Source organism: Ferrovibrio sp., from assembly GCF_019636075.1.
GTDB lineage: Bacteria > Pseudomonadota > Alphaproteobacteria > Ferrovibrionales > Ferrovibrionaceae > Ferrovibrio.
Window position 1 is genome coordinate 133,344 of the sequence record NZ_JAHBYG010000003.1, and the last position, 11,425, is coordinate 144,768.

General features: G+C 59.8%; 12 protein-coding genes, 1 tRNA gene and 2 pseudogenes. 7 read left to right on the top strand and 8 right to left on the bottom strand.

Going from position 1 to position 11,425, the window contains the following annotated elements:
• Window positions 1–18 precede the first annotated feature (18 nt).
• Window positions 19–95: transfer RNA gene (locus KF827_RS02745), tRNA-Arg, on the top strand.
• 264 nt (window positions 96–359) lie between these two features.
• Here the strand turns inward: KF827_RS02745 and KF827_RS02750 are convergent.
• On the bottom strand, window positions 360–1,265 hold the full coding sequence (locus tag KF827_RS02750) for a LysR family transcriptional regulator (RefSeq protein WP_290999606.1): 906 nt from the start codon (window positions 1,263–1,265) through the stop codon (window positions 360–362).
• Window positions 1,266–1,385: 120 nt separating this feature from the next.
• Between KF827_RS02750 and KF827_RS02755 the strand changes: the two genes are divergently transcribed.
• The 3 genes and pseudogenes from KF827_RS02755 to KF827_RS02765 all read left to right on the top strand — a co-directional run.
• Window positions 1,386–1,931: a carboxymuconolactone decarboxylase family protein gene (locus KF827_RS02755; protein ID WP_290999609.1), complete on the top strand. Its 546-nt coding sequence runs from the start codon at window positions 1,386–1,388 to the stop codon at window positions 1,929–1,931.
• A gap of 68 nt (window positions 1,932–1,999) precedes the next feature.
• On the top strand, window positions 2,000–2,632 hold the full coding sequence (locus KF827_RS02760) for a pyridoxamine 5'-phosphate oxidase family protein (protein WP_290999612.1): 633 nt from the start codon (window positions 2,000–2,002) through the stop codon (window positions 2,630–2,632).
• Window positions 2,632–2,748: pseudogene (locus KF827_RS02765) on the top strand (DUF1348 family protein); the annotation flags it as partial. The gene KF827_RS02760 and the pseudogene KF827_RS02765, both read left to right, overlap by 1 nt.
• A 28-nt stretch (window positions 2,749–2,776) precedes the next feature.
• Here the strand turns inward: KF827_RS02765 and KF827_RS02770 are convergent.
• From KF827_RS02770 to KF827_RS02795, 6 genes are all read right to left on the bottom strand, one after another.
• Window positions 2,777–3,370: a dihydrofolate reductase family protein gene (locus KF827_RS02770; protein ID WP_290999616.1), complete on the bottom strand. Its 594-nt coding sequence runs from the start codon at window positions 3,368–3,370 to the stop codon at window positions 2,777–2,779.
• A gap of 58 nt (window positions 3,371–3,428) precedes the next feature.
• Complete coding sequence (locus KF827_RS02775) at window positions 3,429–3,971, bottom strand: SRPBCC family protein (RefSeq protein ID WP_290999619.1); 543 nt, start codon at window positions 3,969–3,971, stop codon at window positions 3,429–3,431.
• Window positions 3,968–4,330: a metalloregulator ArsR/SmtB family transcription factor gene (locus tag KF827_RS02780; protein WP_290999622.1), complete on the bottom strand. Its 363-nt coding sequence runs from the start codon at window positions 4,328–4,330 to the stop codon at window positions 3,968–3,970. Before KF827_RS02780 ends, KF827_RS02775 begins: the two co-directional genes overlap by 4 nt.
• 230 nt (window positions 4,331–4,560) lie before the next feature.
• Window positions 4,561–5,427 carry an ADP-polyphosphate phosphotransferase gene (locus KF827_RS02785; RefSeq protein ID WP_290999627.1) on the bottom strand — a complete coding sequence of 289 codons (867 nt, stop codon included), beginning with the start codon at window positions 5,425–5,427 and terminating at the stop codon, window positions 4,561–4,563.
• 57 nt (window positions 5,428–5,484) lie between these two features.
• Window positions 5,485–6,228: an ABC transporter ATP-binding protein gene (locus tag KF827_RS02790; protein WP_290999630.1), complete on the bottom strand. Its 744-nt coding sequence runs from the start codon at window positions 6,226–6,228 to the stop codon at window positions 5,485–5,487.
• Window positions 6,229–6,230: 2 nt separating this feature from the next.
• Entirely contained in the window at window positions 6,231–6,980 is a 750-nt protein-coding gene (locus KF827_RS02795) for a hypothetical protein (RefSeq protein ID WP_290999644.1), read from the bottom strand.
• A gap of 323 nt (window positions 6,981–7,303) precedes the next feature.
• Here KF827_RS02795 and KF827_RS02800 point away from each other — a divergent pair, with 323 nt between their 5' ends.
• Both KF827_RS02800 and KF827_RS02805 read left to right on the top strand, forming a co-directional pair.
• Complete coding sequence (locus tag KF827_RS02800) at window positions 7,304–8,329, top strand: glycosyltransferase family 2 protein (RefSeq protein WP_290999647.1); 1,026 nt, start codon at window positions 7,304–7,306, stop codon at window positions 8,327–8,329.
• A 201-nt stretch (window positions 8,330–8,530) separates the two neighbouring features.
• Window positions 8,531–9,991, top strand: coding sequence for an NAD-dependent succinate-semialdehyde dehydrogenase (locus KF827_RS02805; RefSeq protein WP_290999649.1), 1,461 nt, complete (start codon window positions 8,531–8,533; stop codon window positions 9,989–9,991).
• 24 nt (window positions 9,992–10,015) lie between these two features.
• Here KF827_RS02805 and KF827_RS02810 read toward each other — a convergent pair whose 3' ends face one another.
• Entirely contained in the window at window positions 10,016–10,876 is an 861-nt protein-coding gene (locus KF827_RS02810) for a TauD/TfdA family dioxygenase (RefSeq protein ID WP_290999652.1), read from the bottom strand.
• Between the two features lie 196 nt (window positions 10,877–11,072).
• Here KF827_RS02810 and KF827_RS02815 point away from each other — a divergent pair.
• Window positions 11,073–11,425 (top strand): annotated as a pseudogene (locus tag KF827_RS02815) (ABC transporter substrate-binding protein); the annotation flags it as partial.

The following is an 11,425-nucleotide window of genomic DNA, read 5'->3' on the forward strand; positions in this document are numbered from 1 at the left end:
GTTCGCCAGAACGCCCTGGCACCCGTAGCTCAGCTGGATAGAGCGCTGCCCTCCGAAGGCAGAGGTCACAAGTTCGAATCTTGTCGGGTGCGCCATCTTCCCTAATTCTCTCCTATTCTAAGAACGCCAAACACCGCCGCTTCCCGCACAAAATACCCCGAAAAATATTTTTCGGCGAAAAGGTCGCGATTGGCGGATGTAAAGTTCAAATTGGCTGCGGTTGAATAGCCCGTTCCATATCCTGCGCAGAGTTTGTGTGCCTCGCTTCACTAAGCGACGAAATGCATCCTCTCCGGAGCCGCGTCGAAACCTTGTTGTCAGCACGTAATGCGAAAATCCGAAGGGCCATCGTCGGGGCGTCAGAGTGAGGTCAGTCTTTTCCTCAGGCGGTCTGCGGCGAAGTCCAGGAAGACGCGCATCTTCAAGGGTACCGCGCCACGCCCCGCATGCATCAAGTGAACCGGTAGCGGCTCGACCTCGAAGTCCGCCAGGACGATGCGCAGAGCCCCCTCGCGCACCGCGTCGGCACATTGATAATGCAGCACCCGCGCCGCGCCGACGCCTTGAGCCGCCGCCCAGACCACCGCCTCCGCAGTCGAGACGGAGAGGCGTGGCCGGACGGGTACGTCGATGTCGCCCTTTCTGTCTTTTCGCCTGAAAGGCCATGCGGAAGCCGGCGACAGGAAGTCGAAGTTCACGATAGGCAGTTTCGCTAGATCTTCGGGCGTTTCGGGCAGGCCATGCGCGGCCAGCAGTTCCGGGTTGGCGCACACAACCGTACGCATCGAACCGATGCGCGTGGCCACCATGGCACTATCTGGCAGGTTGCCGATCCGCACCGCCATATCGACATGGTCTTCGAGCAGGTGAAGGTTGCGGTCCGACAGCGCCAGCCGGACGTCGATCTCCGGATAGGCGGCCAGGAACGCGGCGATGACCGGCAGCATATGCAGCCGGCCGAACAGGACCGGTGCCGTCACGACGAGTTCGCCGCGCGGCGCATGGAATTCCCCTGAGGCGATACGCTCTGTCTCGTCCAGTTCATCGAGGATGCGTCTGGCTGAAACCGCATAGGCTGCACCGGTATCGGTCATCGCCACCTTGCGGGTGGTGCGGGTCAGAAGCCTCGTTCCCAGATAGGCTTCAAGTTCGCCCACTTTCCGGCTCACGGTCGCCAGCGGCATACCCAGCGCTCGGCTTGCGGCCGAAAAGCTCCCCGCGTCGATCACCCGCAGCAGAATTTTCATCGCGTCGAGCCGGTCCATCACTATCCCATAATTCGAGAATATTACTCTCAATTTTACATGATTATCTCCTTATATGGAATGCAATATCTTCCGTGTCGTATCAACCGCTCCGATTTCGGACCCAGAAAGGAACAAGCCATGTCCCGACTCACGATTCCCAACCGCAACGATGCCCCTGAAGCATCCAGGCCGATCCTCGACGCGGTCGAAAAGCAGCTCGGCGTCGTCCCAAACATGTTTCGTCTGATTGCCACCAGCCCGGCCGCATTGCAGGGCTTCGTTGGCAACAACGGTGCTCTCGCCAGAACGCTCGATGTCAAGACGCGCGAACGGATTGCCCTTGCCGTCGCTCAGGTGAACGGGTGCGACTACTGTCTTTCGGCGCACAGCTATCTCGGGCAGAACCTGGCGAAGATCACGTCAGAGGAAATCGCCCTCAATCGTAAAGGCAAATCCGGCGACCCCAAAGCGGACGCGGCGGTGCGTTTTGCTGCCAAGGTGGTGCGCGAACGCGGCCAGATGGACGATGCGGACATCAAGGCGGTGCGTGACGCCGGTTTCTCCGATGGCCAGATCATCGAGATCGTCGCCGTCGCCGCCGAGAATGTTTTCACGAATCTGCTCAACAATGTTGCCCAGACCGACATCGACTTTCCCGTCGTTATCGCCGCCGAGGCAGCCTGATCGCGCAGCGGGGTGACGGTCGCTTCGATCGTCGGCCCGCGCCTTCCTCACGTGTGTGGAGCCTGACCATGTCGTATGGTTTCCTTGATATCGCAGCGACGCCGAGTGTCCATGCCAAGCAGGCCGAGATGGGCAGCGCTCATGTCTGGCAAAACTTCAAGGGAGATCGGCAGTTCGACCGCTTCACGAACGGCGAGGCTGCCTTCATCACCCGACGCGACAGTTTCTACATGGCGACCGTCTCGGAAACCGGCTGGCCCTACGTCCAGCATCGCGGTGGACCGCCGGGCTTCCTTAAAGTCATCAACGACAAGACGCTGGCCTTCCCCGACTATCGCGGCAACCGGCAATATATCAGCGTCGGCAACCTTGGCGCCGACGACCGCGCCGCCCTGATTCTGGTCGATTATGCCCGCCGGACCCGACTCAAGATCCTCGCACATGTCGAGGTCGTGCCACTCGGCTCGGACCCGGAGCTTGAGGCACTGGTTTTCATGCCGGACTACAAGGCCAGGCCCGAGCGGATACTGCGGCTGCACCTCGATGCGTTCGACTGGAACTGCCCGCAGCACATCGTCCCGCGCTTTACCGAGGCGGAAATAGCCGATGCCGTGCAGCCGTTGCGCGATCGCCTGACCGCGCTTGAGACCGAAAACGCAGAGCTGCGAGCTAGGCTCGCGATCACAGAAGGAGAAAAGTGATGGAAGCCGAACGCCAGCCGTTGCCGCCGTTCACGTCTGTCGAGGCTGCCGCCCGGAAGGTTCGGCTTGCCGAGGATGCCTGGAACACGCGCGACCCCGAGAGCGTCGCGCTAGCCTAGCGGCACGCCCCACGACTTTGGCGTCTCACCGTGCGACGGCGTAGTCGAGCCGCATAAGGCCATCGTCCAGACGTTTGGCATTCAGCAACCGAAAGGGCTGGCGCGAGGCGTCATGCGTAAAGAGGTCGTTCGTGCCGCCCGCCGCAATCGGATAAACGATCAGGCGAAGTTCATCGACCAGTCCTTCCGCCATCAGCCTACGGAACATGGCACCCCCGCCCATCAGGTAAATATTTTTTCCGGCCTGCTGCTTGAGTTCGGTAATCCGGTCGATGTCGTTGAGAAAGCGCGTGTTAGGCCATTGCGATTCTGTCATCGCGCGGGTTAGCACATAGTGCGGCAGATCGGGAATGCGCTCAGCCCATTTCAGTTCGTCGGCCGTCGCAACAGTGCCGGTCATCGGCGAAGGGGCTGCGGGATTCGTGCGCATGGCAGACCAATACCCCTCATAGCCTCGATACATTGCGCCACCCAGAACACAAGCATCTATACTGTCGCCAAGGTCGTAGTCCTCGGACCACGCCGGTACCCAATCGGCATAGTCGCCGGGGCCCTGGAATTTGAGGTCGAGCGAGACCTTAAAGGCGGAAATCAGTTTTCTCATCGGATATTCTTTCATTTGATCTCAGGCGGAAAATCTGAGTGTCTAAATATGTACGGTGCGGTCGGTGCGGCCCTTAGGCCGACTTCGTCTGGCGCGCTGCCAGACGCGCAAGATACTCATCGCGCAGACGGGTCCAACTCAGCCAGAATGATGGCCGGTGGCTGCCCTCGATTTCGGCCGACAGAATATCGAGGTGGCTGTGCCAGCCGGCAAATATCCCAATCTTGGACGCGTCGAGGCCTGTATGGGTTATGGTCAGCAGGACGCGGCTGCCCTTCTCGACCAGATCGAAAATAACCTGGCCCTGGCCCCAGAGGATGGCCAACCTGTGGGGCTCATCGAACGCGATGACCTTGCTGGGCATCCGCTGTTCCCCGCCGACTCCTTCGGGCCTTGGGTCATCGGGCCCAGACAGATCATCGTTGCGCCAGACAAGTTCAAGCGCGGTTCCGGCCGCACTCTGCATGATGCCGTCGGCAAACCATTTCCGTCTCAATTCAGCGTCGACAAGATAGCGCCAGAGTCGTGCGGCACTACCGGGAAACCAGCGTTGGATGACCAGTGTCGAGCCATCGCGCAATTCAGCATATTCGTCTGACGTTGCAATGCGGGTCATTTGTCTTTTTTCCTTTTCGCGTGGGGTTTTGTCTGATCGGCAAGGGTGGTCTGCGCGTCTTCTTCCCGCAGCAAACGGTCCAAAATCTCCAACCGGCTCGACCAGAACTGCTCAAAAAAGCTCAGTTCGGAATGAGCACGTGCCAGTGGCGCTGCCTCAAGGCTGCAGAAATGGGTTCGCCACTTAACCTCGCGGCGGACCAGTCCTGCGGCTTCGAGTACCTTGATATGACGCGACGCGGCGGCGAGCGATATCGGGTGAGGCTCGGCCAGTTCGGTTACCGTACGCGGGCCCCGCGCAAGATCGCGCAGCATCGCGCGCCTAGTGCTGTCGCTTAGCGCCTGAAAAACATCATCCATGTTTGCTTCTCGTTCAACCATATTGTTAAATTACACCACTTTCATCATCAGTCAACAATTTTGTTTAATGATGGGAGTTGGCCAGATATCTCGGTTGCGGCTTTGCAACCAAGCTTGCGGACCGCGCGGCCGCCCAGCGCCCTCTGCCTCAAGCAAAGCGACCGCTCGCGCGATGGTTTCGTTCGTATTTCTCAAATATTCAGAAGGGCTTCCGTCTCGCCGGGGCGATATCACTCGGTCAGCTGGTTGCGCAGGAACAAAAGTTCTTCCTGCCGTTTCTTGCCAGATTTGGGCAAGGCGAGATTCAGCGTTTTCATGGTGTCGAGGATGATCTGCGAGACCAGCAGCCTTGAGGTCTGTTTGTCGTCTGCCGGCACGACATACCATGGCGCCTGCCTGGTGCTGGTGGCGGCCAGGCATTTTTCATAAGCGTCCATATACGATTTCCAGAATTTCCGCTCCTCGATATCGGCCGCAGACATTTTCCAGTTTTTCTGCGGATCGTCGATGCGTTTGAGCAGGCGCTTGCGTTGCTCTTCCGGGGAAAGATGCAGGAATATCTTAATCGCCAGCGTTCCGTTTTCATGCAGGTGTTTTTCAAAATGCCGGATCGAGCGATACCGGCTCTGCCAGATCGTTTTTTTCTGGCGGCGCATATCCGGCAGATGTTCGCCGGTGAGAATTTCAGGATGCACCCGGGCGATCAGCACTTCTTCATAATACGACCGGTTGAAGATCCCGATCATGCCCCTTTCCGGCAATTCGCGAGTCGTGCGCCACAGGAAATCATGATCCAGCTCGGTGGCGCTGGGATGCGCGAAGCTGCGGATATGGCAGCCCTGTGGATTGACGCCGGACATGACATGTTTGATCACGCCGTCTTTTCCGGCGGTGTCCATGCCCTGAAAGATCACCAGAAGCGCGTATCGATTGGAGGCGTAGAGCTTTTCCTGCAGCGCACTGAGTTTCTTTATGCGCTCTGATATCGCTGCATCATATTGAGCCTGTGTCCGATGGATCGGGGCTATCCGGGTGGGCCATGCGTTGAGATCGACCTTGCTGCCCTCACGAACCTGAAAATTCTTGATATCAATCATGCCGGGCTCCTGGCGACGGCGCAGTGGCGGGGCTGATTGGCGGGCAGCGCCGTGCGCTTAGCTGGTCAACTGGGTCTGGTGCCGTTCCAGCATGCCAGCCAGGGGGCCGCTGTCCAGCAATTTTCCGTGGTTGAGAAGCACGGCCTGGTCGCAAATGCGCTCCAGAAATGCTTTCGAGCGTTCGGCGATCACCACGATGGAGGATGGCGGCATGCCGCTTTCTATATGCTTACAGAGCCGGTCGATCATCGCCGGTTGCAGGTGGTCCAGCATCTCGTCGATCAGTAGGATTTCGGCTTCATAGGCCACGGCGATGCCCAAGGCCAGCCGCACCTGATCACCCTGCGATAGCGTATTGAGCGGCTGGTCGAGAACCCCTTCCAGCGCCCCGAAATCAACCGCTCGTTCCAGTCGTTGGCGGCATGCGGCCGCGCCGAAGCCGAGCAGCAGGCCCTGGCCGATGATGGTCTGATGCGCGGTAAAGTTCGCGTCGATACCGATGCCGGTGCCCAGCAGGCTGATGGCGCGTCCATGGGTTTCTGCGCTTCCCTTGGAGGGCGGCAGCAAACCGCCGAGTACCCGCAGCAGGGTGGTTTTGCCCGCCGCATTGCCGCCCAGCACGGCCAGGCGACTGCCGCCCTGAAGCGCGAGCGTAACATCATCCAGGGCGATGACCGTGTTGCGGTGTCGGCTGGATTGCGGCCCCAGCAGCGGACCGAACAGGTTACGCTTGAACGAGCGGTCTCCCGCAAAAAACATCGGGAAGGTTACGCTCACATGCCGCAATGCGATGCCGGCCATGGCTATAGCCAATAGGGCAGGCGATGCGCGGCATGGCGGCCCAGCCAGCGCGCAAGCAAAAGGCCCAGCAGGCCGATCAGGCTGGCGCCCAGCCAAATTTCGGCTGTGACGGGCAGGCCCAGCAGCGGATGACGCAACAGCGCGATCAGGGATGCAAAGGGATTGATATCGATCAGATAGCCGTGGCGCGGAAGATTGTCTTCGATCCACAGGATCGGCGTAAGGAAAAAAGCCAGGTGCAGGCCCCAGGCGATCAGTTGCGGCAAATCGCGAAAGCGTGCGCTGGCCAAGGCGGCGACATAGCTTATCCAGAATGTGTTCAACACCAGCAGCAGGATACCGCCGAGCAAGGCCAGCGGTGTCACGGCCAGGCGGCCGAAATACAGCCATGCTATAATCAGCGCCAGGCTGATATTCAGCAGCAGGATCACGAAATTGCGCAGCATCACCCGCACCACCGGCACAACAAGGGTCATCCGGTTATGCCGCAGCGTGTTCAGGAAGCTCCAAACCAGGTTGCAGCTCTGATGCACGCAACTGGCCATGAAGGTCCAGGCGATCAGGCCGGAAGCCAGCAGAGCCGTGTATTCGGGATAATCGGGCAGCACCTGCTTGAGCACGGAACCGAAAAACAGGCTGAGGCAGGCAACCAGGAAGGCAAGCCCCAGGGTGGACCAGAGCGGCCCCAGAATGGTGCGGCGGATACTGGCTTCCATGTCGGCCAGACCGGCATAGATGGCAAAGCGAATCATGTCTGCTAACGGGGGAGAAATCATTGAAATTCGGCCCAGCCAATGCCGGCCCAGCGATTGGACCGGATGGCCGTAATACGAGGCCATCCGGTATGGGTCAACAGGAAACCGGGATTTCAGCCATGTTTTACAGGAATATATGGGTGTTTGCGCCCTGCCTGGCCAATAATCCGGCAAGTCGTGGGGTGTGACGGCGGCACTGCCGATCAGCAACCATATCGCGTAATTCCGTGCGCCGACCGATGATTTCAAGGCGTAAATAGGCCAATCTGCGGTCAGAGATTTGGGGACAGATTCGCATCGGCCATGGCAATTGAGCGGTAATGAATAGCAGCGATACAGAATCGCATTCCCAGGGCAGGCAGAGCCTGGTGCAGCAGCCTGGCGATTTCCCGGCAGCGGCTGTCTTGCAGGCCTATGGCAAGCCGAAGGCGAGGCAGGATCGCAGCGTGTCTTCGGTCACGGTGGTGTATTATCCCGGGGCGGTGCTGTGGGCTTGCATCGAGAGTTTGCTGGCCCAGCCCGAACTGGTCGAACTGATCCTGGTGGTCAACGGGATCGAGCGGGAAGGCCGCCTGCGATTGCAGGCTCTGACGCAATCCGAACCCCGCATCCGCCTGATAATCGGCCAGGGCAATATCGGCTTCGCGGCCGGCTGCAATCGGGGCGCCTCGATCGCCACGGCGAACCGGCTGGCTTTCGTCAATCCCGATTGCGTTCTTGCGCCCGGCACGTTCGGCAATATCCTCGATGTATTCGATGCCAAGCCGCAGGCCTGGCTGGTGGGCGGACGTTTGCAACATCCCGATGGCCGCGAACAGCGCGGGGGCCGCCGCCAGATCATGACGCCTTGGCGGGTTTTCGTGGAACTGATTCGCTTGGACCGGCTGTTTCCCAATCATCCTTATTTTGCCCGTTTGCACGATTACGAAAATACGCCGATTGGCGAGGCAGCCGAAGTTCCGATGATCAGCGGCGCCTTCATGATGATCGCGCGCAATCATTACGAACGGCTTGGCGGCATGGACGACAATATGTTCCTGCATGCCGACGATGTGGATCTATGCATCCGGGTTGGGCAGCATGGCGGGCAGGTCTGGTATGCTGGCCATGTGCCGATCACCCATCATCTGAGCACCAGCGACGTATCGCGCACATTCGTCGAATGGCATAAAACCCGCAGCACCAGTTATTATTTCATCAAGCATTTCCAGCGCCTCTATCCGCGTTGGACGCTGTCGGGGATTTCCGTTCTGCTCTGGCTGCGCTTTGCCATCCTTGCCTTGCGCGCCTTGCCCACCGATCTGCCGCGTAGTCTGCGGCGCTGGATCAGGCGCCGGCATGATTAGCCAGGCACGCCCGGTCTGGACTTGCCGGGCGAAGCTTCAAAAGCCACGGCTTTGGTGCTACTAAATCCTCCCGCTTCAATAGGGTTTAAACGCGGAGTCTAGGCGCGTTTTTCGTGTGCTTCCGGGCGCAACACAAGCGCTGGGCGGCAACATGGAGATGCCGCATTCCGGATTGGCAAAGCAAGTTTGCAGGAGATGACGATGAACTCGATGGCCCCCGCCCTGCCGCTGTTGCAGACCCAGGCCTATATCGATGGCGCCTGGGTTGCTGCCGATAGCGGCAAAACCTTTGCCGTGAATAATCCTGCCGATGGCGCCTTGATTGCGCAGGTGCCGGATATGGGGCCGGCGGAAGCGCGCCGCGCGATCGAGGCGGCGCATGCGGCTTTCGGGCCTTGGGCCAAGCTGATCGCCAAGCAACGCGCCGCCATGCTGCGCCGCTGGTTCGAGCTGATCATGGAAAACCAGGAGCAATTGGCCCGCTTGATGGTGTTGGAGCAGGGCAAGCCGCTGGCGGAGGCCATGGGCGAGGTGGTTTACGGCGCCAGCTTCGTGGAATGGTTCGCTGAGGAAGCCAAGCGCATTTATGGCGATGTGATTCCCAGCCATGGCGCTGATAAGCGCGTGGTGGTGCTGAAGCAGCCGGTTGGTGTGGTGGCGGCGATCACGCCGTGGAATTTCCCGATTGCCATGATCACCCGCAAGGTGGCGCCGGCGCTGGCTACGGGCTGCACCGTGGTGGTGAAGCCTGCGGAAGACACGCCGCTTTGCGCGCTGGCCTTGGCGCTGTTGGCTGAAAAGGCCGGTCTGCCCAAGGGCGTGTTCAATGTGGTAACGGCCGCCGATGGCCGCGCCGTGGGGCTGGAACTCACCACCAACCCGTTGGTGCGCAAGATTTCCTTCACCGGTTCCACGGAAGTGGGCAAGATTCTGATGCGGCAGGGCGCCGGCACGCTGAAGAAACTGTCGCTGGAACTCGGCGGCAATGCGCCCTTCATCGTGTTCGACGATGCCGATCTCGATGCGGCGGTGGCCGGCGCCATGGCATCCAAATTCCGCAATACCGGGCAGACCTGCGTTTGCACCAACCGTTTCCTGGTGCAGGACAAGGTATTCGATGCCTTCGCCGCCAAGCTGGCGGCGGCGATGAAAACCCTCAAGGTCGGCCAGGGCTTCGAGGATGGGGTGAACCAGGGCCCTCTGATCAACCAGGATGCGCTGGATAAGGTGGAGCGCCTGGTGCAGGACGCGAAGGCCAAGGGCGCCAGCGTTTCCACCGGCGGCCAGCGCGACAGCCGCGGCGGCACCTTCTACCAGCCCACTTTGCTGGCCGGTGTAACCACCGAGATGGAATGCGCGAAAGAGGAATTGTTCGGCCCTGTCGCCGCACTTTATCGCTTCAAGGACGAAGCCGAGGCGATCCGCCTGGCCAACGACACGCCCTATGGCCTCGCGGCATATTTCTATGCGCGCGATATCGGTCGGGTCTGGCGCGTGGCGGAGGCCCTGGAAACCGGCATGATCGGCATCAACGAGGGCCTGATCTCCACGGCGGAAGTGCCGTTCGGCGGCGTGAAGGAATCCGGCATCGGCCGCGAGGGCTCGAAATACGGCATCGATAGTTTCATCGAGATCAAATATCTCTGCATGGGCGGCATCTGAGCCGCTCATGCAGGTAGGGCAGGTTCAAGCGTAGGAAGCGAACCGCTCCCATACATTGAACAGGCGGCGCACCTGAGTGCGATGCAGTAGCCGGCGAGCCGCCGGATCGAATGCATCGCGCCGGTGCATCACGCATACATTATTCCACAACAGCAGATCACCTGGCTGCCAGCTATGGCGGAGGATGAATTGTTCCTGCGTGGCATGCGCCCAGAGCGTATCCAGCAAGTCGGCGCTTTCGCTTGCGCTCAGGCCTTCTACCTGGGTATTGGAGCGTCGGCCCAGCAGCAAGCAGGGGCGGCCGCTTACCGGATCGGTGGTGACGAGCGGATGCCAGTTGCCCTGGCCCGGCCGGGTTCCCACCCGGGCGGTGCCGGCGCTGGTATAGCCCGCATCATGCAGCAGGCGCAGACGGCCGATCCGGTTTTTCAAGTCATGGGGCAGGGCCTCGTAGGCCGCGCGCAGATCCAGAAACCAGGTGTCGCCGCCCTCGGCCGGTACTTCCACGGCCTGTAGCAGGCAGGCTACCGGCGGATCCTGCACATAGGTCATGTCGCTGTGCCAGGACAATTCGCCATCCCCCAGGCCGCCCAGCTTACGGCCATCCTTGGCCACGATGTTGGAAACCACCGCTACTTCGGGATAGCCGTCGGCATGGGATTTTTCGGTATCGAAATTGGGGGCGGGATCCAGCTTGCCCAACCTGCGGCTCAGGCTCAGAAGCGAGGCGTCGTCCAGAAACTGGCCTCGGAAGACCAGCACGGGAAAACGGTGCCAATGGTCCAGCAGGCTGGCCAAGGAGAAGTCATTCAGCCCTTGCTGAAAGTTAATTCCTTGGATTTCTGCGGCAATCTGGTTCCGCAATGGGGTGGCGGCAATGCTCATGGCAGGCTCCGGGCCGGGTCGATCATATATTCACATAAATACACGAGATATAAAAATAATATCATTGAATATTTGTATATAAATTAACAAACCAATTTAGTTTTGTAAAATAAACGCTGCGCCCTACCCTCTGGTCAATCCAGGCTTGGACCAAAGATGCCCCAAGCACGGACCTAAAGATGCAAAGGGGTGCTTCATGTCTCTGTATAAACGTTTTCTGGTGGCTGGCGGTTTCACCGCCGCTCTCGTGCTTTCGGCCATTACCCCCAATCAGGCGCGGGCCGAAACCAATGAGGTGCGCATTGCCCAGCAATTCGGCCTGGCCTATCTGCCGCTGATCATCGTGAAAAACCAGAAACTCCTGGAGAAGCACCTGGCAAATGCCGGCCTGGCTTCCACCAAGGTCACCTGGGCGCGTCTGTCGGGCGGCAGTGCCACCAATGACGCACTGCTCACCAACAGCGTGGATTACGTGGCCGCCGGCGTGGCGCCGCTGCTGATCCTCTGGGACAAGACCAAGGGCAACCTGGATGTGAAGGCGATCGGCGG

Coding starts and splice junctions, on each gene's coding strand:
- KF827_RS02780 (WP_290999622.1), bottom strand. CDS start 4,330: ATGGATGATGTTTTTCAGGCGCTAAGCGACAGCACTAGGCGCGCGATG.
- KF827_RS02805 (WP_290999649.1), top strand. CDS start 8,531: ATGAACTCGATGGCCCCCGCCCTGCCGCTGTTGCAGACCCAGGCCTAT.
- KF827_RS02775 (WP_290999619.1), bottom strand. CDS start 3,971: ATGACCCGCATTGCAACGTCAGACGAATATGCTGAATTGCGCGATGGC.
- KF827_RS02785 (WP_290999627.1), bottom strand. CDS start 5,427: ATGATTGATATCAAGAATTTTCAGGTTCGTGAGGGCAGCAAGGTCGAT.
- KF827_RS02750 (WP_290999606.1), bottom strand. CDS start 1,265: ATGGACCGGCTCGACGCGATGAAAATTCTGCTGCGGGTGATCGACGCG.
- KF827_RS02790 (WP_290999630.1), bottom strand. CDS start 6,228: ATGGCCGGCATCGCATTGCGGCATGTGAGCGTAACCTTCCCGATGTTT.
- KF827_RS02800 (WP_290999647.1), top strand. CDS start 7,304: ATGAATAGCAGCGATACAGAATCGCATTCCCAGGGCAGGCAGAGCCTG.
- KF827_RS02770 (WP_290999616.1), bottom strand. CDS start 3,370: ATGAAAGAATATCCGATGAGAAAACTGATTTCCGCCTTTAAGGTCTCG.
- KF827_RS02795 (WP_290999644.1), bottom strand. CDS start 6,980: ATGATTCGCTTTGCCATCTATGCCGGTCTGGCCGACATGGAAGCCAGT.
- KF827_RS02760 (WP_290999612.1), top strand. CDS start 2,000: ATGTCGTATGGTTTCCTTGATATCGCAGCGACGCCGAGTGTCCATGCC.
- KF827_RS02810 (WP_290999652.1), bottom strand. CDS start 10,876: ATGAGCATTGCCGCCACCCCATTGCGGAACCAGATTGCCGCAGAAATC.
- KF827_RS02755 (WP_290999609.1), top strand. CDS start 1,386: ATGTCCCGACTCACGATTCCCAACCGCAACGATGCCCCTGAAGCATCC.